Raw genomic sequence first — 21591 nt, 5'->3', positions numbered from 1 at the left:
GCGCCGGTCGGCGGGTAGGTTCGGCCGGGTCCACCACAGGACGTCCGACCGGGAGACCTCCGCGCAGTCGTCGAACGCAGCTGGGCCATGGGACGGCGAGCCATCCGGCACGCCGCCACTGGGAGCCAGGTCCAGCGCCAGGGCGATGGCTAGGTCGGTCGGCAGGTGCGACCCGGATGGGGCCCGGCGCTCAGTAGACAACGGCTCTCGGTCGACCCGCAGCCAGCGGGTCCCAGGTCGGCCCGAAGGGCGCCGGGCCCCGATCCGCACCCCACCCCCCCGCACCAGACGGCACCGGGCGCCGCGCTCGTCACGGTCCGCGCACGGTCCGCGCACCCCGGCCCCACGCCCCCGGCCCCCCGATGTACGGTCAGCTGACAACCGGACGACCTGCAGGAAGGCCCGCGACCGTGCCATCGGGTTCCGACACCACCGCAGAAGCCGTGCGCGGCCCCGCGCCCGTCGGCGCGGTGCCGTCCACCGTGACCGGCGCCGACCGCCGCCCCGGTCGCGCCCGCCGACTGGCCGCCCTGGCCCGCCGCGAGGCGCCGCGCACCGCCCTCGCGGCCGTCGCCGGCGTCGCGCTCGGCCTCGCCTTCCCGCCCTACGACCTGTGGCCGCTGTCCCTGGTCGCGGTGGCCGCGCTGTCGCTGCTGACCCGCGGCCGGCGGGCCCGCCAGGGCGCCTGGACCGGCTTCGCCTTCGGGCTGCCGTTCTTCCTCATCCTGCTGAAGTGGCTGCACGTCGTCGGCTGGGACGCCGTGGTGGGCCTGTCCGTCGCCGAGACGCTCTTCGTCGTGCTGCTGGGTGCGGGGCTGGCGCTCACCTCCCGGCTGCCCGCCTGGCCGCTGTGGACCGCGTGCCTGTGGGTCGCCCAGGAATGGGCCCGGGACCGGCTGCCGTTCGGCGGTTTCCCCTGGGGCCGGCTGGCCTTCGCCAACACCGGCTCGCCGTTCACCCCGCTCGCCGCGCTCGGCGGCGCCCCGCTGGTCACCTTCGCCGTCGCGCTGGCCGGTGCGCTGCTGGCCGCCTCCGCGACCGCCCTGTGGGGGCTGCGCCGCGGCGGCGGTCCGCGCGCGGTGGTCCGGACGATGGAGGCGTTCGGGCTGGCCGCCGCGGTCACCGTGGCCGGCCTTGCGGTACCGGTCCCCACCAAGGCCGACGACACCGCCCGGATCGCCGTGGTGCAGGGCAACGTCCAGCAGCCCGGCATGGACTTCCTCGGTCGCCCGATGAAGATCCTGGACAACCACGCCACCGCCACCGAGAAGCTCGCCGACGACGTCCGGCACCACCGCGTGCCCAAGCCGGACCTGGTCATCTGGCCGGAGAACTCCTCCGACCTGGACCCCTTCCAGTTCCCGCAGGCGTACGACCGGATAGACCAGGCCGTGAAGGCGATCGGTGTGCCGGTCCTCGTCGGCGCCCTGGTGGACCATCCGACCAAGCCCGGCTACGTCTTCAACGAGGGCATCGTCTGGGACCCCAGGACCGGTCCGGGCGCCTCGTACACCAAGCAGCACCCGGTGCCGTTCGGCGAGTACGTCCCGTTCCGGGAGCAGCTCAGCAAGATCATCACGCGGTTCCAGCGGGTGCCCCGCGACTTCTACCCGGGCGACCACACCGGCCTGCTGAAGGTCGGCCCGGCCAAGCTCGGCGACGTCATCTGCTTCGAGGTCGCCTACGACGAGATCGTCCACGACACCGTCGGCGCCGGCGCCCGCGCTCTGGTCATCCAGACCAACAACGCCACCTACGGCCGCACAGGCCAGCCCGAGCAGCAGCTGGCGATGTCCAAGCTGCGGGCCGTCGAGCACGGCCGGGCCGTGGTCACCGCGGCCACCAGCGGGATCAGTGCGGTGGTCGCCCCCGACGGGACCGTTACGCACCAGATTCCCGAATTCACCCAGGGTGTGGTCTCGGCCCGCATCCCCCTGCGCGACGAAACGACGCTCGCCGACCGCGTTGGAGCGGCTCCCGAGTGGCTGCTCGCTATCGTGGGCCTCCTGTCCTGCGGGGCCGCCGTCATCGTCGGCCGCCGCGGGCGTACGAAGGACGAGAAGGGGCAGCAGTGACAGACGGTCAGCGGCAGTACGGTCCGCTCGGCAGCACGTTGGTGATCATTCCGACGTACAACGAGGCGGAGAACATCAAGCCGATCGTCTCGCGGGTGCGGTCCGCCGTCCCCGAGGCGCACGTCCTGATCGCGGACGACAACAGCCCCGACGGCACCGGCAAGCTCGCCGACGAACTGGCCGCCGAGGACGACAAGGTCCACGTGCTGCACCGCAGGGGCAAGGAGGGGCTGGGCGCCGCCTACCTCGCCGGCTTCCGCTGGGGCATCGAACAGGGCCACGGCGTGCTGGTCGAGATGGACGCCGACGGCTCCCACCAGCCCGAGGAACTGCCCCGGCTGCTCACCGCCCTCAAGGGCGCCGACCTGGTGCTCGGCTCGCGCTGGGTGCCCGGCGGCCGGGTGGTCAACTGGCCCAAGTACCGCGAGGTCCTCTCCCGCGGCGGCAGCACCTACTCCCGGCTGATGCTGGACGTCCCGATCCGCGACGTCACCGGCGGCTTCCGCGCCTTCCGGGTGGAGACGCTGCAGGGCCTGGGCCTGGACGAGGTGGCCTCCCAGGGCTACTGCTTCCAGGTCGATCTGGCCCGGCGCGCGGTCCAGTCCGGCTTCCACGTCGTCGAGGTGCCCATCACCTTCGTCGAACGGGAGCTGGGCGACAGCAAGATGAGCCGCGACATCGTCGTGGAGGCGCTCTGGCGGATCACCGCCTGGGGTGTCGGCTCCAAGGTGAGCAAGATCCGCGGTCGCTGACCGCCGGGCGGGCCGGGCCAGGCACACTGGTGGCATGACGTTCGGAGCCACACCACCGCCGAGTCCCCGCCCGCCGCGCTCGCGCGCCCGCCGATTCGCCCCGTTGGGCATCGCCGCCTGGATGGTGCTGGAGATCTGGCTGTTGACGGTGGTCGGCGGTGCCACCAACGGTCTGACGGTCTTCCTGCTGCTGCTCGCCGGGGTGCTCGTCGGCGGCGCGGTGATCAAGCGGGCCGGCCGCCGTGCCTGGCGCAACCTCACCGGCGCCCTGCAGACCGGCGGCGCCCCCGAGGCGCCCCGGGAGACCGGCTCCGGCGGCACCGGCAACACCCTCCCGATGCTCGGCGGGCTGCTGCTGATCGTGCCCGGCCTGCTCTCGGACGTGCTCGGGCTGCTCTGCCTCTTCCCGCCGACCGGGCGGCTGATCCTGCGCGGCGCCGACAAGCTGCTGACCCGGTCGGGCAGCTTCACCCCCGGTTCCTTCGGCGACGTCTACCAACAGGCGCGGATGCACCGCCCCGACGGCCAGGTCGTCCAGGGCCAGGTGATCCACCCCGACGAACCGCCGGCCGCGCGGCGCCAGGACCCGCCGCTCACCCGCTGAGACCGGGCCGCACCGGGCGGCCGGGGGCGGATCGGGCGCGCGAGGCCCGCCCACCCGGCCGCCCGGTCCGGCAGGAACGCACGGCAAGGGCCGGTGCCACCGTCGGTTCGGTGGCACCGGCCCTTGCCGTGCCGCTCTGCTCGTTCCGCCCGTCAGGCGGACTTGCGGTTGGTGTCGCGCGGATGCACGGCGATGTTCATGGTGCCGGAGCGCAGGACGGCCAGCCGCTCGGCCAGCACCTCCTCCAACTCCTCGCGGGTCCGCCGCTCCATGAGCATGTCCCAGTGCGTACGCGCCGGCTTGCCCTTCTTCTCCTCAGGACCATCCCCATCCACCAGAAGAGAGGGTGCACCGCAAACCTTGCACTCCCACTCCGGCGGAATCTCGGCCTCAACCGAGAACGGCATCTCGAAACGATGTCCGTTCTGGCATGCGTACTCCACCGCCTGGCGCGGGGCCAGGTCGATGCCGCGGTCGGTCTCGTAGCTGGTCACCACGAGGCGCGTGCCGCGGAGAGCTCGCTCACTCATGAATCGTGCCTCCCGGGCTTGTCGCCCACAGGACAGGTGTCGCTGTCGTCGTCATCCGGTCAACGTCCGGTCGGCGGTGAAGATTCCCGTCATCGGGACATACGTCGCCTGCGTCGCCCGTCGTGCCGCCCCTTGTTGTACCCACCAACGCCCGGTTTGTCACATCTGGCAGCAGATGTCACCCAGCGCCTCAAGGAGTTGAGCGCGCAGTAACGGTCCGCCTGGTGAGTCAAAGGCGTACACTACCGCCCCGCGCCCTCAAGGGCTAAATCCGGTCAGGTACCGGACCACCGGCCGCCGCGCTCGCGCGCCCCACCGGCACCCCTGCCGGCAGGGCGGATCCGACCGCGAAGGACGCCACCGGGGTCACGATCGCGTCCCGGTGGCTCCCGGTCGGCCGGCAAGCCGCCCCGAACGCCAGCGGCCCCGACCGGCTCACTCCCGGTCGCCCCTCTCGTACGCGGAAAAATACTCCGCTTTCTTGCCGCGCGGGATCGGATGGGAGAACAGGGGCGGGAGAGCGGCTGCCTGCCGCCCGGCGCCGCGGAGATCCGTCAGAAGCGCCCTAGACCCAGCGCCCCCGTGCGGTCAGCACCGTGCGCAGCGTCTCGATGTGGTCGGTCATGATGCCGTCCACGCCGAGGTCCAGCAGCGCCTCCATCCGATCGGCATCGTTGACCGTCCAGACGTGGACCTGCATGCCCAGTGCGTGCGCGGCGCGCAGGAAGAGGGGGTCGACGACGCGGATCCCGGACTGCCGCTCGGGGACCTGGACGCAGACCGCGCTGCGCCGCACCGGCGCGCCCAGCAGCCGGTCCAGCGGCAGCGCCCCGCGCCCGTAGGAGCGCAGACGCAGTCCGGCCACCCCGCGGGTGCCCAGCGAGCTGGCCATCCGGCCGCCGGCCAGGCGCTGTGCCCGGGCCACCCGGGCCTCGGAGAACGAGCCGACGCACACCCGGTCCCAGGCGTCGGTGCGGCGCAGCAGGGCCAGCAGCGGCTCCAGCGCGCCTTCCGCCTTGAGGTCGACGTTCCACCGGGCCTCGGGGAACTCCTCCAGCAGCTCCTCGAAGAGCGGCAGCGGCTCCCGGCCGGCGACCCGGGCCCGGCGGACCGCCCGCCAGGGCAGGGCCGCGATGGCGCCCCGGGAGTCGGTGACCCGGTCCAGGGTCGCGTCGTGGAAGGCGACCAGCGCGCCGTCGGAGGTGGCATGGACGTCGGTCTCCAGATAGCGGTAACCGAGGCCGGCCGCGCGGCGGAAGGCGAAGGCGGTGTTCTCCAGGCCGTCCGCGGCCCCGCCGCGGTGGGCGAAGGGCAGCGGACCTGGGTGGTCGAGATAGGGATGGCGAAGGCGTATCGCGGGGGTCACTCCGGCAGTATCGCGCGCTCCGGTGACGGCCGGGGCGAGCGGGCCACCACTGTGGACGGCCGCTCGGGCAGGCCCTCGATCGCGAACCGGCGCAGGAAGAACTGGGCCAGCGGCCCGATGGCCAGCGCGTAGACCACCGTGCCCACGCCGAGCGAGCCGCCGAGCGCGAAACCCACGGCGAGGACGGTCACCTCGATGCAGGTCCGCACCAGCCGGACCGGGCGGCCGGTGCGCCGGTGCAGCCCGGTCATCAGCCCGTCGCGCGGCCCCGGGCCGAAGCGCGCGCTGATGTAGAGGCCGGTCGCGGCACCGTTGAGGACGATCGCGGCGACCAGCAGCGGGATGCGGACGGCCAGGGGGCCCAGCGGCGGGACGAGCGCCAGCGTCGCGTCCATCACCAGCCCGAGGATCACCACGTTCGAGACCGTGCCGAGGCCGGGGCGCTGGCGCAGCGGGATCCACAGCAGCAGGATCAGCGCGCCGGAGACGATCGTGACGGTGCCGATCGTCAGTCCGGTGTGCCGCGCTATGCCCTGGTTGAGCACGCTCCACGGCTCCAGGCCCAGGCCGGCGCGGACCATCAGGCCCATGCTCACGCCGTACGCCACCAGCCCCGCATAGAGCTGTACGAGCCGGCGCGGCAGATGCGACCGCCTGGTGCCGGACCCCTGGGTGATGGACACGACTCTTCCCCCTCCTGGCAGGATTGGACTGGTGCGTGCCACCATGTGGCATGTCCGGGCTCGCGATGTAGAGCCAATTCGGGGAAGGTGGACTGATCTTTATGGCGCAGTGGACCTCCGCGGTGGGTGCGCCCCAACTCGCCCGGCTGCTCCGGTCGCAGGACCCGCGGGCCGCCGAACTCACCGCAAACGGGCGGAAGTTGCCCGCCTACCGCAGCCTCGCCGACGGCGTCCGCCGGCTCGTCCTCGAAGGGCGGGTGCCGGTCGCCGCCCGGCTCCCCGCCGAGCGCGAGCTGGCCGCCGCGTTCGGCGTCAGCCGCACCACCGTCGCCGCCGCCTACGAGGCGTTGCGCGCCGAGGGGTTCCTGGAGTCCCGGCGCGGCTCGGGCAGCTGGACCGCCGTCCCGGCGGGCAACCCGCTGCCCACCCGCGGCCTGGAACCGCTCCCGCCGGAGGCCGCGGGATCGATGATCGACCTCGGCTGCGCCGCCCTGCCGGCCCCCGAGCCCTGGCTCACCCGCGCCGTTCAGGGCGCCATGTCCGACCTGCCGCTCTACGCCCACACCCACGGCGACTACCCGGCCGGCCTGCCCGTCCTGCGGCAGGCCCTCGCCGACCGCTTCACCGCCCGCGGCATCCCCACCATGCCGGAACAGATCATGGTCACCACCGGCGCGATGGGCGCCGTCGCCGCGATCTGCCGGCTGTGTACGAGCCCCGGCGAACGGGTGGCCGTCGACTCGCCCTCGTACGCCAACATCCTCCAGCTGATGCGCGACGCGGGCGCCCGCCTCGTCCCGGTGGCGCTCGGCGAGCGGCTGGCGGGCTGGGACATCCCGGCCTGGCGCCAGGTGATGCGCGATGCCGCGCCCCGGATGGCCTATGTCGTCGCCGACTTCCACAACCCCACCGGCAGCCTCGCCACCGAGGACCAGCGCCGCCGCCTCGTGGACGCGGCGCGCTCGGCCGGCACCCTGCTGGTGGTCGACGAGACCATGGCCGAGATCGTGCTCGACCCGGACACCGAACCGCCCCGCCCGGTCTGCGCGTTCGACCCGGCCGGCAGTGCCGTGATCACCGTGGGCTCGGCCAGCAAGGCGTTCTGGGCCGGGATGCGGATCGGCTGGGTGCGGGCCGCGCCCGACATCATCCGCAGCCTGGTCGCCGCCCGCGCCTACTCCGACCTCGGCTCGCCCGTCCTCGAACAGCTCGCCATCGCCTCCCTCCTGGAGAGCGGCGGCTGGGAGGAGGCCGTCCGGATACGCCGCGAGCAGGCCCGCGAGAACCGCGACGCGATCGTCGAGGCGGTCCACCGGCACCTGCCCGACTGGGAGTTCAGCGTCCCGCGCGGCGGTCTGACCCTGTGGGCCCGGACCGGTGGACTCTCCGGCTCCCGGATCGCCGAGGCGGGGGAGCGGCTCGGGGTGCGCGTCCCCTCCGGGCCGCGGTTCGGTGTGGACGGCGCCTTCGAGGGCTTCGTCCGGCTGCCGTTCACGGTCAGCGGCGCGGTCGCCGACGAGGCCGCGATCCGGCTGGCCAGGGCCGCCCGGCTGGTGGCCACCGGGGCGTCGGTGGAGGCGGAGCCGCCGCAGGCGTTCGTGGCCTGAGACGACGTCAGGTGTGGACGGTGGGGGCGTCACAGTCCCCGCCGCCCACCGGCGTCGCGTCGCCGCGCTTGGCGAACGACACCGGCGGGTGCGTGGGCGCGGGCATCCCCGCCGCGTCCGCCGGGTCGGTGCGTTCCGGCAGCAGTGCCAGGACGGCCTGGCGGTGCGCCTCGCCGGTGGCGTCGTCGTACGGGTCGGGGGTGGCCGGTACCTGGAGGCGGAGCACCGGGCCGCTGCCGAGCCGGGCGTAGCCGCGGCCCGGCGGCACCTGGGGGAGCGGGGTGGTGTGCGGCTGGGCGCCCAGCACCGCCCGCACCTCCTCGGCGGTGGCCGGTCCGAGCACGATCCGCGCCTTGGTGTGGGCCCGCACCGGGTCGCTCAGCAGCTCCGCGGTCTCGAACTGGTCGGCCACCGCCACCGTCACCTGGGCCGCCCGGCCGTGCCGCAGCGGCACCTGGAGCAGCCGCTGGGGGTCGTCCCGGCCCTCCACCGAGGCCAGGTGGGACAGCGCCGTCAGCCGGTCCGCGATGATCCACAGCGGCCGCCGGGTGTTCGCCGGAGCGGGCTGCCCGGACTGCTGCGCCCGGTTGGCGGCGACCAGCCGCCGCTCGGTCTCGTGCGCCGCCCACTCCAGCGCCGCCAGCGCCCCCGCCAGCCCGCTCTCCACCGCCAGCACCCCGTGCCGCCCGGCCAGGCAGCCGAACTCGCCGGAGCCGCCGCCGTCGATCACCACCACATCGCCGTGCCGCAGCGCCTGGAGAGCGATCGAGCGCAGCAGCGTCGTCCCCCCGGCGCCCGGCTGCCCCAGCGCCAGCAGGTGCGGCTCGGTGGACCGCCGGCCGGTGCGCCACACCACCGGGGGCACGTCCTGCGGCGCGCCCCCGCACACCACCGGCAGCGTCCGCTGCACGGATTCGGGGTCGGTGAAGCCGAGCACGGTCTCGCCCGGCGAGGTCACGAAGGGCTGCGCCGCGATGTCCGACGGCAGCGGCCCGAGCGCCGTCATCACCAGCTGGTTGGCCGCCTCGTCCCAGTCGAAGCGGTACTCCCGGCCGCGGCCCGACTTAGCGTGCAGCAGCTGCTCGACGCGGACCCGGCACTCGTCCTCCCCGTCGGGGAAGTACGCCGGGTACTTCAGCTGGAGCCGCGCCGGCCGCCCGTCCTCGTCGAAGGCGTACGCGGTGAACGCCCGTTGCCAGTCGCCGTCATGGGTGTAGAGGGGGTTGGGGTCGCCCTCGTCCGAGAAGCACGGCACCAGCGCCTCGTAGAGCGCCTGCAACCGCCCGGTCTCCGCCTCGCTCGGGCCGGGCTCCGCCACCTGCGGCCGGTCCCGGCCCAGCCACGCCGCCACCGCCATCAGCGCCACCAGCGCGAGCAGCGGACCGTACGGCGCCACGCCCACGATCAGCACCCCCGCGCCGATCAGGAAGCACAGCGGCCCGCGCTGCTCCTTGGGCGTCGCGGCCCAGCGCCCCCGTCCGGCCGCCACCAGCCGGCGCAGCCCCCGGCTGATGGTGATCAGCGGATGGAGCACGTCGGTCGCGCCGTCGGCCGCGGTCCGCGCCAGTTCGCGGCCGCGGGCGATCGGGGCGCTGCTGGTCAGGGCGTTGCTGGTGAGGATGCGGGGCAGGGGGCGCCGGGCCACAGCGGTCTCCTGGTGCTCGTAGGGGCGGCGGGCCGGCTCTGCGTGGGCGGCGAGCCGGGGCGGGTTTCGCGCGCCGCCGCCCGGACGGGACGGACCGGCCCGGGCGGCCGGTGGGACGGGCGGCGTCGCGCGGTGGGGAGGGCGGGCAGGGCCTGCCCGCTCGGGGTGCCTTAGAGCTTGATCCCGCCGAGGAGGCTGGCCAGGCTCGCTCCGCCGGCCTTGATGCTGGGCGCGATGGCCGAGCCCGCGAGGTAGAACCCGAAGAGCGCGCAGATCAGGGCGTGGGACAACTTCAGGCCGTCCTTGCGGAAGAAGAGGAAGACGATGACACCGAGCAGGACGACGCCGGAAATGGACAGAATCATGAGGGTTCTCTCCTGGGTGTGGGGACGGTCACCGTGAGTTCTTCCAGTCTCACCGCCGGTATCAAGCCAAGAAAAGCTGCAAATGGAGTATTTATCGGGGAAATCCCTCAAATGGGCCACGGTCATGGGATCCTGACCGGCCGACACCTCGCCCGGCGCCAACCCGCCCCGCCGGACCCGGCACAATCGTGGCGTGTCAAAGCCCAGAAAGCCGTCGAGATCCCCGAAGCGCCGGACCCGGCAGCAGCCGCCCGCACCACCCACGATCACCGAGGACGCGCCCTGCCCGTGCGGCCGTGCGGCGTCGTACGGCGAGTGCTGCGCCCCCTTCCACCAGGGGCGCGCCACCGCCCCGACGGCCGAGCGGCTGATGCGTTCCCGCTACAGCGCCTTCGCCGTCGGCGACACCGCCTATCTGCTGCGCAGCTGGCACTCCACGACCCGCCCCGCGGCCCTCGAACTCGACCCGGCGCAGCGCTGGACCCGCCTGGAGATCCTCGCCGCGACCGGCGGCACCGCCTTCCACGCCGAGGGCGCGGTCGCCTTCCGCGCGCACTACACCGCGCACGGCCACACCGACAGCCAGGAAGAGCACAGCCGCTTCGTCCGCGAGGACGGGCAGTGGGTCTACGTGGACGCGCTGCCCGACATGCCGTAGGGCCCGCTGCTACGGGCGGTCGTCGGGGTCCGGGCCGGTGCCGAGCCGGCCGCGCAGCTGGTCCAGTTCGCGGCGGTCGCGCTTGGTGGGCCGGCCCGCGCCGCGGTCCCGCACGGCGATGACCGCGATCCCCTCCCGCGGCGGCGCCGGCGGGCTGTTGTCGACGTAGCACTCGACGGCGACCGGGGCGCCCACCCGCTTGCGCACCAGCCGGGTCACCACCACGATGCGCTCCTGGCCGGCCTGCCGCAGTCGCACCTCGTCGCCCGGCCGCACGCCGTAGGCGGGCTTCACCCGCTCGCCGTTGACGCGCACGTGCCCGGCCCGACAGGCCGCCGCGGCCGCCGAGCGCGTCTTGGTGAGCCGTACCGACCAGATCCAACTGTCGACCCGGGCGGTGGTCATCCCCTCGTCAGAAGCCATGCCGTGACTCTAGAGGAACGGCGGACCCGGCCGTTCGGGCCCGCGGTGGGCGGGCCCTAGGACGCCGTGGGCTTCGTCGTCCGCTTCGCCCGCGTCTGCTTCTTGGCCGCGGTCTTCCCGGTGGCGCCGCTATCGGCCGGGGTCTTCGCCGCGGTGGACGAACCGGCGCGCGCCGTGCCGGTGTTGGCCTTGGCACCGCCGGTCTTCCCCGCGGCGGCCTTGGTGGCCTTCGTCGTCCTCGTGCCCGTGGTCCGGCCGCCGACGTCCTTCGCGGGCGCGGTCTTCTTCGCGGGCGGCGGCTGCTTCGCCGCCGTCTTCTTGCGGGCCGTGCCGCGGCCCCGGATCGGGGTGACCGAGGCGGCCTCCGTGCCGTCCCCCGCCGTGCCCGAGGTGCCGCCGCGGGCGGCCCGCACGCTCCGCTCCAACGCCGCCGTCAGATCGATGACCTGGGCGCCGGGGACGGCCGGGGCGCCGGGTGCGGCCGGGGCACCGCCCTGAAGTTTCGCGGCGACGAGTTCCTCCACCGCCTCGCGGTAGTCGTCGTGGAGTTCGGCCGGGTCCAGTGCGCCCAGCGAGTCCATCAGGGTCTCGGCCAGCTTCATCTCGTTCTCGCGGATCCTGACCGCCTCCGGCGCGATCCCCTCGGCGGAACGGACCTGGTCCGGCCACAGCAGCGCGTGCATCACCAGCGCCTCGTCGTGCGCCCGCAGCATGGCCAGGGTCTCCCGCCCGCGCATCGCCACCTTGCCGATCGCGACCTTCGCGTGGTGCTCCAGCGCCTCCCGCAGCAGGGCGTACGGCTTGACGGCGGAGGCCCCGTTGGGGCCGAGGTAGTACGCCTTGTCGAACTGGAGCGGGTCGATCTCGGCGGGGTCGGCGAAGGAGAGGATCGACAGCGTCTTGGCGGTCGGCATCGGCAGCCGGGACAGGTCCTCGTCGGTGATCGGCACGACGACCTCGTCGCCGGGCGGCTGATACCCCTTGCCCACCTCCTCGTTCGGCACCTCCGCGCCGTCCAGTTCGCAGACCTTGCGGTACTGGATCGGTGCGCCGTCCTTCTCGTGGATGCGGACGAAGGGGACCGACGAGGTGCGGTCGGTGGCGCTGTAGGTCTTCACGGGGATGGTGACCAGGCCAAACGATATGGACCCATTCCAGATAGATCGCATGGTTCGTCCCTTGTGTGGGATTCTCAATGGTATGTCGCCGATCACCGTCGTGGAGGGGCGGCGCCTCTCGCTGACGAACCTGGACAAGGTCCTCTATCCCGGGACCGGCACCACCAAGGGTGAGGTGCTGCACTACTGCACCACCACCGCGGACGCGCTGCTCCCGCACCTCCACGACCGCCCGGTGTCCTTCCTCCGCTACCCCGACGGGCCGGACGGCCAGCGCTTCTTCACCAAGAACGTGCCGCCCGGCGCCCCCTCCTGGGTGAAGAGCTGCGAGGTCCCCCATTCGAGGTCGGGTCCGGCCCGCCAGGTGCTCCTCCAGGACCTCGCCTCGCTGGTCTGGGCCGCCAACCTCGTCGTCGAACTGCATACCCCGCAGTGGACCTGCGGCGCACCGGGCATGGCCGACCGGCTGGTCTTCGACCTGGACCCGGGCGCCCCCGCCACCGTCGTGGAGTGCTGTGCCGCCGCCCGCTGGCTGCGCGACCGGCTGGCCGCCGACGGCCTCGACGCCTATGTCAAGACCAGCGGCTCCAAGGGCCTGCACCTCGTCGTGCCCGTCGAGCCCACCCCCGCCGACCGCACCACGGCCTACGCCCGGACGCTGGCCGTCGAGGCCGGTGCCGCCCTGGGGGACCTGGTCACACACAAGATGACCCGGGCGCTGCGGCCCGGCAAGGTCTTCATCGACTTCTCGCAGAACGCCGCCGCCAAGACGACCGCGACCGTCTACACCCTGCGCGCCCGGGCCACCCCGACCGTCTCCACCCCGGTCACCTGGGACGAGGTCGCGGGCTGCACCGAACCGGGGCAACTCACCTTCCTCCTCGACGAGATCGCCGGGCGCAGGGAGCGCTACGGCGATCTGCACGCGCCGTTGCTGAGCCCGGCCCGGGCCCGTCCGGTGCCGCGCGGCGACCGGCGGCCCGTATAGCCCGCGGAGTCCGCCGCGCAGTTTTGGAACGATCGGTTCAAAGGTGCGGTAGGGTCGGCGCGGGCGGGGCCGGGAGGCGTTCGGCCCGGTCGATCTCCCCTGTGAACACAGGGGCTTTCGCCTGCCCTCATACGGGAACGATCGGTTGCGAAAGGTGGTGTCGGCGGAGTGCAGCGCGCCGTATATGTGCTGGCCATGGGCGTTTTCGCCATGGTGACCAGCGAGTTCGTGGTGGCGGGACTGATGCCGCAGATGGCCCGGGGACTGGACGTGGGGATCCCGGAGATCGGCTACCTCATCACCGCGTACGCGGTGGCGATGGCGGTCGGCGGGCCGATCCTCACGCTCGCCGTCCGAAGGCTCCGTCACAAGACGGCGCTGACGACGCTGTTCGGGGTCTTCCTGGCCGGCAATGTGCTGGCCGCCCTGGCGTCGGACTACGGCGTGATGATGGCCGCCCGGATCGTCACGGGGGTCGCCGCGCAGGCGTTCTTCGGCGTGGCGGTCTCGCTCTGCGTCCAACTGGTCCGCCCGGAGATCCGGGGCCGGGCCATCGCGGTGGTCATGAACGGCCTGATGCTCGGCACCCTGCTCGGGCTGCCGCTCGCCACGCTGGTCGGCGAGCACCTCGGCTGGCGGGCCGCGTTCTGGGTGATCACCGGGATGACGGTGCTGGTGGCGCCGGCCACCGTCGTCGGGGTGCCCGGGGCGGCTCGGGCCGAGGGCGGCGGGGGCATACGGGAGGAGGCGGTCGCCTTCCGCCGGCCGCGGCTGTGGCTGGCGTTCTCCACCAGCACCCTGACCATCGGGGCGACCTTCGCCGCCTTCAGCTACCTCAACCCCGTCCTCACCGAGGTCACCGGCTTCGCCACCGGTACCGTCCCGCTGCTGCTCATCGCGTACGGCGCGGCCACCGTCGTCGGCAACACCGTCGTGGGGCGCCTCGCGGACCGGCACCCGGTCGGGGTCCAGGTCGTCGGGCTGACGCTGAACTCCCTCTTCCTCGCCGGCTTCGCGCTCCTGGCCCACCTGGCCGTCCCGGCGGTGGCGATGATGCTGGGCGTCGGGCTGGTCGGGGTGACCATGAACCCGGCGATGGCCACCCGGGTCCAACGCGCCGGCAACGCCGGTCCGTTGGTGAACTCGGTGCACTCCTCCTTCATCACCCTCGGGGTGATCGTGGGCTCGTCGTTCGGCGGCCTGGTCATCGACTCCCACGGGCTGCGGGCACCGTTGTGGCTCGGCGCGGGGCTCGCCGTCCTGGGGCTGCTCACCCTGCTGCCGGACCTGTTGCGCGGCGCCCGGCCGGAAGGGGGCCCACGGTCCGCGACCGACCCGGCACCGCGGGCCGCCGCGCCGGCGCCGGAGGCGTGCGCCGTGCGGTCCTGACGGCGCGGCGGCGGGGGAGCGGAGGACGGGTTCCGGACGTCCGGGCGGGCCCGTCCACCGCCCTCGGCGACCGGAAACCGTATGGAGTAGGCCAACCGGCGCGCTGCCCTGGCCGTTCTTAGCGTGGCCACATGTCGACAGCGACGTGGTCCCCCGTCAGAGCCCTGTCCACAGCGGCCGTCTGCACCGCGAGCCTGCTGGCTCTGTGCGGTCCGGCGGTCGCCGACGGCCCCAACGGCATCGACGACCTGCGCGGCGCACCACCGACCCCGGCCGAGAACCTGCTGGACGAGCCCGGCGTGCAGTTCCTGCCCCGGCCGGGAGTCCCCGAGCCGCCCCGGGTCTCGGCGCTGTCGTGGGCCGTCACGGACCTGGCGAGCCACCGGATCCTCGCGGCCAAGGACGTCCACCGGCCGCTGCCGCCGGCCAGCACCCTCAAGACGCTCTTCGCGCTGACCGTGCTGCCGAAGTTCTCCCAGGCGGCGGTGCGCACCGTCTCCAGCGCGGACCTGGCCGGCATCGAGGCCGGCAGCTCGCTCGCCGGCCTCAAGGAGGACATGCCCTACCGCGTCGCCGACCTGTGGCACGGCGTCTTCCTGACCTCCGGCAGCGACGCCGTGCACGCCCTGGCCGCGATGAACGGCGGCTGGGGCAGGACCATCGACGAGATGCAGGCGACCGCGCGGCGACTGGGCGCCCGCGACACCACCGTCGAATCCGCCGACGGCTTCGACACGCCGGGCCAGACCTCCTCCGCCTACGACCTCTCCCTCTTCGGCCAGGCCGGGCTGACCAACCGGGACTTCGCCCACTTCGCCGCCACCAAGACCGCCCTCCTCCCGGAGGACGGCGGCCCGGACGCGTACGGCATCCAGAACACCAACCGGCTGCTGGTCGGCTCGCACGGGGTGGCCCCCTACGACGGTCTGATCGGGGTGAAGAACGGCTACACCACCCATGCCGGGAACACCCTGGTCGCCGCCGCCCGGCGCGGTGACCGGACGCTGCTGGTCACCGTGATGAACCCGCGCTCCGGCGCGGAGAACGCCGTCTACGAGGAGGCCCGCGCCCTGCTGGACTGGGGATTCGACGCGGCGCCCCGGGCCGCGGCGGTCGGCCTGCTGCCCGCCCCGTCGCCCGGCCCCGGCAGCGAGCGGGCCGCCCAGCGGGCACCGCGCACCACGCTGCACCGGGCAGGGGCCGCCGGGGCGGACGGAGGCATCGACGACCTGGTCGTCTGGACCTTCTGCAGCACCGCGGTGGTCGCACTGGCCGGGCTCGGCACCGCGCTGTGGTGGCGCCGACGGCAGCCGGCCGGTCAGGACGACGACGGCGCGACGTCCTGACCGGTCCAGGCGTCGCACATTCATGCGATCGGTCGGGGATACGGAGGACGCGGCGTGGCCTTGCCCGGTGAAGGATGACGCGTTTGCCATGGTTTGTGGTGACTGGCGGGCCTGGTCGGTGTAGCGTCCTGATCAGCTGTCATGGTTCCGAAGTGCCGGGCGCCCGTGCTGCATTCACGGGCGTTCTTGCTGTCCGGTACGTCTCCGGGCCAGGGCGATCACCTCCGGATTCCGCGGGGTGCGGGAGCCGATTCGGGCCCATAGAGCGAAGGAGACGCAACATGGCTTCGGGCACGGTGAAATGGTTCAACTCGGAGAAGGGCTTCGGCTTCATCGCGCAGGACGACGGCGGCGCCGACGTCTTCGCGCACTACTCGAACATCGACGCCACCGGATACCGGGAACTGCTGGAGGGCCAGAAGGTCACCTTCGAGGTCACCCAGGGGCAGAAGGGCCCGCAGGCGGAGAAGATCCGGGTGATGGCCACCCCGTGAGCGCGGCCCCGCCGCACCGGACGGCGCCCGCCCCCGAGCAGGGGGCGGGCGCCGCCGTACGACACGACCCGCCTACGGGAGCCGGTCGTTGAGGATCTTCTGGAACAGCCGGTGGTCCTGCCAGGCACCGTTGATGAACAGGTACTTCTCGGCGGTGCCGTACGGCGTGAAGCCGCAGCCCTCCAGCACCCGCTGCGAGGCGGCGTTGTCCAGCAGCGTGCCCGCCTCCACGCGGTGCAGGCCCAGTTCCCGGTCGGCCACCGCGCAGACCGCCCGCACCGCGGCGGACGCCAGCCCGCGGCGCAGGTGCCCGGCGTCGATCCAGTAGCCGACGCTGGCGCTGCGCAGCGGGCCGTAGGTGATCTGGGACAGGGTGATCGAGCCCACCACGTCCGGCTCCCCGGACCCCTCGTCCGCCTCGCGGACCAGCACCCAGGGCATCACCCGCCCGGCGTCCCGCTCCGCCAGCTGCCCCCGCAGGCGCTCCACCTGGCCGGCCGGGGTGTAGAAACCCTCCTCGCGCCGGGGTTCGGTCCGGCGGAGGTGGTCCAGACTGCGCTGGTAGGAGCGGGAGAGCCCGGTCGCGTCCGCCAGCTCGGCGGGGCGCATCAGGACGTCGGGGGCGAGCCGGACGGGCGTGGTGATCATCCGGTCAGGCTAATCCCGGGGTCCGTTCTTGTCCCGGGGCCTGCGCGGATTCACCGCGATCGATCACTGCGGCGGCTGGTCCGTGTCCCGGTCCGTCCCGCCGAGCTGTTCCTTGAGCTTGTCCTGGGCGGTGTCGACCTGGCTCTGGTACTTGCCTTGGGTCCGCTCGTCGACGTAGTCGCCGGCCTTGTCGATGCCCTTACCCGCCTGCTCCTCGTGACCCTTGAGCAGTTCCTTGAGCTTGTCCAGCACGGACATGGATCGTCCTCCTCGGCGTGGACCCCCCTCGACACTCCCAGCATCGCCCCCGAACGGACGAACTGCATCAGGAGTCGCTGGGAATCGGCGCCTTCAGCTGGTCGCTGATGAATTTGATGGAGCTGGTCTCCATGCCCTTCTGGTAGTCCCAGGCATTGTGCCGGCCACCGGGAATGACCTGGAACGTGGTGTGGATCGGGCCCTTTCCGTACTTCTCCCGGAAACGGCGGATGGGGTTCAGCACCCCGGCGCCTTCCTTGCTGCCGGCCTGGAACGCGATGTACACGTCCGGTCCGCCCTTTTTCAGCAGGCTCGCCGCGAGCTTTTCCGGATTGTTGGCGTCCTTCTCTTTCTGGTGCCCGGCCCACATCGGGGAGTCCGGCACGATGTCCGGGCCGCTGGCTATCGCCGCCTTGAACTTCTCCGGGTACTTCAGCACGGACTTCAGGCTCGCGAAACCGCCCGAGGACGACCCCATGAAGGCCCAGCCGTCCCGGGAGTGGAAGGTGCGGAAGTTGGCCTTGACCAGGTCGACGACGTCGTCGGTCAGCCAGGTCCCCATCTTCTGCTGACCGGGAATGTCGCTGCCGTCGTGGTAGCGGGTGTCCGGATTGAGCATCGGCATCACCACGATGAACGGCAGACTTTTACCCGCCGCGGTCCACTTCGTGAGATTTTCCTGAAGCTTGATGTCGCCGCCGACCCAGTAATTGGTGACCCCGTCCTTGTCCTGCGGACTGCCCAGGCCGCCCGGCAGGGCCATCAGCACCGGAAAACCGCTCTTGGCGTATTTGGGATCCTGGTATTCCTTGGGCGCCCATACCCAGACGCTGCCGGTGACACCGGATTTCGCGCCCTTCAGCGTGGTGCGGGCTATGTGCGTCCCGTCGTCCAGGGTCCGGGTTATTCGGAACTCGCTCTTCGGGCCGCTGGGCATCCGGGTGTCCTGGTCCACCGGCTTGACCGGGGTGGACGCGCTGCCCGGGCCGCCGGCGTTGAAGTCGACCGGGTTGCCGTTCTCCGAGCAGCCGGCGACGGCGAGCAGGGCGCAGGACGCGACGAGGACGGCGGCGAGGCCGCGGGCGTAAGGGTGTTTCAACGGTGACTCCGCTACTGACGATCACACGCGAGTGACCATGACGATCAAGTGCAAGTGACCATAAAGAGGGAATTCGGGCGCTCGCGGTTCCCTCGTGCGCCCATCGGCCCGCTCGACGGGCAGTCCGCCCCGGTCCGGCCGAGAATGCAGCGGTGACCGATGAACACCGCAGTGCCGATGACACCGCCGCCCGCGCCGTGCCCGGTGACGAGGAGCGACGGCTGGCCAGAAGGGCGCTGGCCGGCCGCGCTCGGGACGCGGCGGATCTGGCGTTGCTGATGGACATGCTCGGGCTGGACCCCCGCCGGGACCCGGCCCGGGAGGCCGCGCCCGGGCCCGGTCCGCTGCGCGGGGGCCGCGGGCGCGGCCCCGGCCGGGACCGGCGGCGGGCGACCCGCCGGGACACCTGCCGGGACGCCCGCACCCGCTCGGCCGACCCCGGCTGAGCCGCGCCGCCGGTGTCAGTCGGACGCCTGCGCCCCCACCGCCCGGCACAGCCGCAGCGTCACGATCTGGAACGGCCGCAGCGCCATCCGCACCGTGTCGCCCTCCCGCTCCAGAGCCGGGCCGTCCTCGGTCAGGCGCTCCAGCAGGTCGGTGGTGACCGCCCCCGCCAGCGCGAAACCGCAGGTCAGGGTCGCTCGGGCGCGTCCGCCGCGGGCCTCGTGGAGCCGGACCACCACATCGCCGCTGTGGTCGTCGGCCAGCTTGACCGCGGTGACCACCACCGCGTCGTCGTCCACCGAGACCAGCGGCGGCACCGCACCGGACCCGGTGACCGCCCGCTCCGGCAGATTGATCCGGTGCCCCTCGCGCACCGCGTCACCGATCGTCGCCCCGGGGACCAGCGCGTAGCGGAAGCGATGGGTGCCCTGGTCCGTCTCCGGGTCCGGGAAGCGCGGGGCGCGCAGCAGCGAGAGCCGCACGGTCGTGGTCGTGCCCCGCTCGCCCTCGGAGCCGCCCTCCCGCACCGTCCGGGTCACGTCGTGCCCGTACGTCGCGTCGTTGACCAGCGCCACGCCCCAGCCCGGCTCCGCGGCGTGCACGAACCGGTGCGCACACGCCTCGAACTTGGCCGCCTCCCAGCTGGTGTTGGTGTGGGTCGGCCGGTACAGGTGCCCGAACTGGGTCTCCGCCGCGTACCGCTCGGCGTGCAGGTCCAGCGGGAACGCGGCCTTGAGGAACTTCTCGGTCTCGTGCCAGTCCACCTCGGTGTCGATGTCCAGTCGCCGCTGCCCGCGGGCCAGCGTCAGCGTCTGGACCACCCGCGAGCCGCCGAAGCTCCGCACCACGCGCACCGTCGCGGCCTCCGGTGACGCCGCGGCGAGCACCACCTCGTCCGCGTCGGTCAGGTCGGTGACCACCTCGCGGTAGAACGCGTCCACGTCCCAGGCGTCCCACATGTTGGGGAAGTCCGGATGGAGCTGGAGGAGGTTCGCCGCCGCGCCCGGGGCGACAGCCTCCCGCCCGGCGCCCTTGTCGTACGCGGAGACGACCAGGCCGCGGCCGTCGATCTCGATCCGGAGCAGGTCGTGCTGGAGGACGAACCCGCCGGCCGGGCGCGGCCCGGCGACCACCGGACCGCCCTCCGCCGCCGGCGGGGCCACCGCGCCGGCCGCCACCCCGCCCCGGGCGTGCGGCGCCGCGTTCGCCACCAGCCGCCGGTCGCCGCCGCCGGCCAGGGCCGCCAGCGCGCCGCCGATCAGCCCCTCCAGCTCGGCGGCGACCGCCGCATAGGTCCGCTCCGCCTCGCGGTGCACCCAGGCGATCGAGGAACCGGGCAGGATGTCGTGGAACTGGTGCAGCAGGACGGTCTTCCAGATCCGCTCCAACTCCTGGTACGGATAACGGAATCCGGCGGTGACGGCGGCGGTCGCCGACCACAGTTCGGCCTCCCGCAGCAGGTGCTCGCTGCGGCGGTTGCCGCGCTTGGTGCGGGCCTGGCTGGTGAGCGTCCCCCGGTGCAGCTCCAGATAGAGCTCGCCCACCCACACCGGGGCGTCGGGGTGCTCCGCCGCGGCCCGGGCGAAGAAGTCGGCGGGCTTCTCCCACCGCACCACCGGCGAGCCGTCCAGGTTCCGCAGCCGGCGGGCCTTGGCGACCATCTCGCGGGTGGTGCCCCCGCCGCCGTCGCCCCAGCCGGTCGGCGCCAGCGAGTGCCGGGCGGTGCCCTTCTCCTTGAAGTTGCGTGCCGCGTGGGCGAGTTCGGCGCCCGACAGTTGGCAGTTGTAGGTGTCCACCGGCGGGAAGTGGGTGAAGATCCGGGTGCCGTCGATGCCCTCCCAACGGAAGGTGTGGTGCGGGAAGGAGTTCACCTGGCTCCAGGAGATCTTCTGCGTCAGCAGCCACTTCGCCCCGGCCGCCTTGATGATCTGCGGCAGCCCCGCCGCGAAGCCGAAGGTGTCCGGCAGCCATGCCTCGTCGTTCTCGACGCCGAACTCCTCCAGGAAGAACCGCTTCCCGTACACGAACTGACGGGCCATCGCCTCCGAACCGGGCATGTTGGTGTCCGACTCCACCCACATCCCACCCGCCGGAACGAACCGCCCCTCCGCGACCGCCTGCTTGACCTTCGCGTAGACCTCGGGCCGGTGCTCCTTGATCCAGGCGTACTGCTGCGCCTGCGACATGGTGTAGACGAACTCCGGCTCGTCCGCGAGCAGCGCCGTCATGTTCGCCGTCGTCCGGGCCACCTTGCGCACCGTCTCGCGCAGCGGCCACAGCCACGCCGAGTCGATGTGGGCGTGCCCCACCGCGCTGATCCGGTGCGCGGACGCCGCCGCCGGCGCCGCCAGCACCTCCCGCAGCCGGCGGCGCGCCGCCGCGGCCGTCCCGCCCACGTCCTGCAGATCGACCGCGTCCAGCGCCCGGCCCACCGCCCGCAGCAGCTCCCAGCGCCGCGGGCTGTCCACCGGCAGCTCCGCCATCAGCTCGCCCAGCACCTCCAGGTCCAGGGCCAGCTCCCACACCTCGGTGTCGAACACCGCCAGGTCCATCCGCGCCAGCCGGTACTGCGGTTCGTCGCCCGCGGTCGCCCGATCGCCCAGCGCCGTGGGCCGGAACGGGGGGACGTCGAGGATGACGGGGTTGGAGGCGGCCTCCAGGTGCCACTCGACCCGCTCGCCGCCGCGGGCCGGCGCGCCCACCCGCACCCACTGGTTGCGGGGATTGAGGCCCTTCACCGGCGTGCCGTCCGGCAGGTACACCAGCGCCTCGCACTGGAACCCCGGCATCCGCTCGTCGAACCCCAGGTCCAGCACCGCCTCCACGGTGCGGCCCGCCCACGCCTCCGGGACGGTGCCCCGCACCCGGAACCACGTCGTCGCCCAGGGCGCGCCCCAGGCGTCCCCCACCGCCACCGGGGAGTGCGCCGCGGCCAACCCCTCGGCCACCGACACCGGTTCGCCAGGGGCCACCCAGGCGGCCACCTCCAGCGGCACCGATTCCGGGTACACGGCGGGACGGATCCGTTCGTCGAGCACCCGCTTGAGGCGGGCTTCGACCAGTGCGCGATCGTCATGCATGGCTCACGGCTCCAGAGGT

The 21591-nt window shown here is 73.2% G+C and carries 21 protein-coding genes and 1 pseudogene; 10 read left to right on the top strand and 12 right to left on the bottom strand.

Annotated elements, in window-relative coordinates; genetic code table 11:
- Positions 1-410: 410 nt before the first annotated feature.
- The 3 genes from lnt to fxsA are packed head-to-tail and all read left to right on the top strand — an operon-like array spanning position 411 to position 3431.
- Complete coding sequence (gene lnt / locus MOV08_RS06395; RefSeq protein WP_275306653.1) at positions 411-2075, top strand: apolipoprotein N-acyltransferase; 1665 nt, start codon at positions 411-413, stop codon at positions 2073-2075.
- Complete coding sequence (locus MOV08_RS06390; protein ID WP_275306652.1) at positions 2072-2827, top strand: polyprenol monophosphomannose synthase; 756 nt, start codon at positions 2072-2074, stop codon at positions 2825-2827. Before lnt ends, MOV08_RS06390 begins: the two co-directional genes overlap by 4 nt.
- A 34-nt stretch (positions 2828-2861) precedes the next feature.
- Positions 2862-3431: an FxsA family membrane protein gene (fxsA, locus tag MOV08_RS06385; protein WP_275306651.1), complete on the top strand. Its 570-nt coding sequence runs from the start codon at positions 2862-2864 to the stop codon at positions 3429-3431.
- 152 nt (positions 3432-3583) lie between these two features.
- On the opposite strand, the gene MOV08_RS06380 is transcribed toward fxsA, so the two are convergent.
- From MOV08_RS06380 to yczE, 4 genes and pseudogenes are all read right to left on the bottom strand, one after another.
- Entirely contained in the window at positions 3584-3961 is a 378-nt protein-coding gene (locus MOV08_RS06380) for an RNA polymerase-binding protein RbpA (protein ID WP_006601711.1), read from the bottom strand.
- A gap of 265 nt (positions 3962-4226) precedes the next feature.
- Positions 4227-4497: pseudogene (locus tag MOV08_RS06375) on the bottom strand (MFS transporter); the annotation flags it as partial.
- 29 nt (positions 4498-4526) lie between these two features.
- Entirely contained in the window at positions 4527-5327 is an 801-nt protein-coding gene (locus MOV08_RS06370) for a glycerophosphodiester phosphodiesterase family protein (RefSeq protein WP_275306650.1), read from the bottom strand.
- Positions 5324-6004 carry a membrane protein YczE gene (yczE, locus tag MOV08_RS06365; protein WP_476718406.1) on the bottom strand — a complete coding sequence of 227 codons (681 nt, stop codon included), beginning with the start codon at positions 6002-6004 and terminating at the stop codon, positions 5324-5326. Before yczE ends, MOV08_RS06370 begins: the two co-directional genes overlap by 4 nt.
- 107 nt (positions 6005-6111) lie before the next feature.
- Between yczE and MOV08_RS06360 the strand changes: the two genes are divergently transcribed.
- Positions 6112-7617, top strand: coding sequence for an SCO1417 family PLP biosynthesis transcription factor (locus MOV08_RS06360; protein ID WP_039630227.1), 1506 nt, complete (start codon positions 6112-6114; stop codon positions 7615-7617).
- 7 nt (positions 7618-7624) lie between these two features.
- Here the strand turns inward: MOV08_RS06360 and MOV08_RS06355 are convergent, their stop codons facing one another.
- Positions 7625-9262, bottom strand: a complete 1638-nt coding sequence (locus tag MOV08_RS06355) for a hypothetical protein (RefSeq protein WP_275306649.1) — start codon at positions 9260-9262, stop codon at positions 7625-7627.
- Between the two features lie 170 nt (positions 9263-9432).
- Positions 9433-9627, bottom strand: coding sequence for a hypothetical protein (locus MOV08_RS06350; protein ID WP_016576341.1), 195 nt, complete (start codon positions 9625-9627; stop codon positions 9433-9435).
- A gap of 193 nt (positions 9628-9820) precedes the next feature.
- Here MOV08_RS06350 and MOV08_RS06345 point away from each other — a divergent pair, with 193 nt between their 5' ends.
- Positions 9821-10285, top strand: coding sequence for a YchJ family protein (locus tag MOV08_RS06345; RefSeq protein ID WP_275306648.1), 465 nt, complete (start codon positions 9821-9823; stop codon positions 10283-10285).
- A 9-nt stretch (positions 10286-10294) separates the two neighbouring features.
- Here the strand turns inward: MOV08_RS06345 and MOV08_RS06340 are convergent, their stop codons facing one another.
- Positions 10295-10708: an RNA-binding S4 domain-containing protein gene (locus tag MOV08_RS06340; protein WP_039630219.1), complete on the bottom strand. Its 414-nt coding sequence runs from the start codon at positions 10706-10708 to the stop codon at positions 10295-10297.
- 56 nt (positions 10709-10764) lie between these two features.
- Positions 10765-11877 carry a non-homologous end joining protein Ku gene (gene ku, locus MOV08_RS06335; RefSeq protein ID WP_275306647.1) on the bottom strand — a complete coding sequence of 371 codons (1113 nt, stop codon included), beginning with the start codon at positions 11875-11877 and terminating at the stop codon, positions 10765-10767.
- Between the two features lie 31 nt (positions 11878-11908).
- Between ku and ligD the strand changes: the two genes are divergently transcribed.
- The 4 genes from ligD (at position 11909) to MOV08_RS06315 (ending at position 16043) form a co-directional block, all read left to right on the top strand.
- Positions 11909-12814: a non-homologous end-joining DNA ligase gene (gene ligD / locus MOV08_RS06330; RefSeq protein ID WP_275306646.1), complete on the top strand. Its 906-nt coding sequence runs from the start codon at positions 11909-11911 to the stop codon at positions 12812-12814.
- Between the two features lie 168 nt (positions 12815-12982).
- A complete protein-coding gene (locus tag MOV08_RS06325; RefSeq protein WP_275306645.1) occupies positions 12983-14203 on the top strand; it encodes an MFS transporter in 1221 nt (406 codons plus the stop codon).
- Positions 14204-14334: 131 nt separating this feature from the next.
- Positions 14335-15549: a D-alanyl-D-alanine carboxypeptidase family protein gene (locus MOV08_RS06320; protein ID WP_039630210.1), complete on the top strand. Its 1215-nt coding sequence runs from the start codon at positions 14335-14337 to the stop codon at positions 15547-15549.
- A gap of 281 nt (positions 15550-15830) precedes the next feature.
- The gene (locus MOV08_RS06315) at positions 15831-16043 is read left to right on the top strand and encodes a cold-shock protein (RefSeq protein WP_039630209.1); all 213 of its coding nucleotides are present in this window, start codon (positions 15831-15833) and stop codon (positions 16041-16043) included.
- A 72-nt stretch (positions 16044-16115) separates the two neighbouring features.
- On the opposite strand, the gene MOV08_RS06310 is transcribed toward MOV08_RS06315, so the two are convergent.
- The 3 genes from MOV08_RS06310 to MOV08_RS06300 form a co-directional block, all read right to left on the bottom strand.
- Positions 16116-16691, bottom strand: a complete 576-nt coding sequence (locus MOV08_RS06310) for a GNAT family N-acetyltransferase (protein WP_039630208.1) — start codon at positions 16689-16691, stop codon at positions 16116-16118.
- Positions 16692-16754: 63 nt separating this feature from the next.
- Positions 16755-16949 (bottom strand): antitoxin, encoded by a 195-nt coding sequence (locus tag MOV08_RS06305; protein ID WP_039630207.1) that lies wholly within the window; start codon positions 16947-16949, stop codon positions 16755-16757.
- A 67-nt stretch (positions 16950-17016) separates the two neighbouring features.
- On the bottom strand, positions 17017-18048 hold the full coding sequence (locus MOV08_RS06300; protein WP_039630205.1) for an alpha/beta hydrolase: 1032 nt from the start codon (positions 18046-18048) through the stop codon (positions 17017-17019).
- 152 nt (positions 18049-18200) lie between these two features.
- Between MOV08_RS06300 and MOV08_RS06295 the strand changes: the two genes are divergently transcribed.
- On the top strand, positions 18201-18494 hold the full coding sequence (locus tag MOV08_RS06295) for a hypothetical protein (protein WP_275306644.1): 294 nt from the start codon (positions 18201-18203) through the stop codon (positions 18492-18494).
- Between the two features lie 15 nt (positions 18495-18509).
- On the opposite strand, the gene MOV08_RS06290 is transcribed toward MOV08_RS06295, so the two are convergent.
- On the bottom strand, positions 18510-21572 hold the full coding sequence (locus tag MOV08_RS06290; RefSeq protein ID WP_275306643.1) for an alpha-mannosidase: 3063 nt from the start codon (positions 21570-21572) through the stop codon (positions 18510-18512).
- Positions 21573-21591 lie beyond the last annotated feature (19 nt).

Source organism: Streptomyces yunnanensis (genome assembly GCF_029011865.1).
Lineage (GTDB): Bacteria > Actinomycetota > Actinomycetes > Streptomycetales > Streptomycetaceae > Streptomyces > Streptomyces yunnanensis.
The sequence above is the reverse complement of the archived record's forward strand: the minus strand, read 5'-3'. Positions and strand labels throughout refer to the sequence as shown.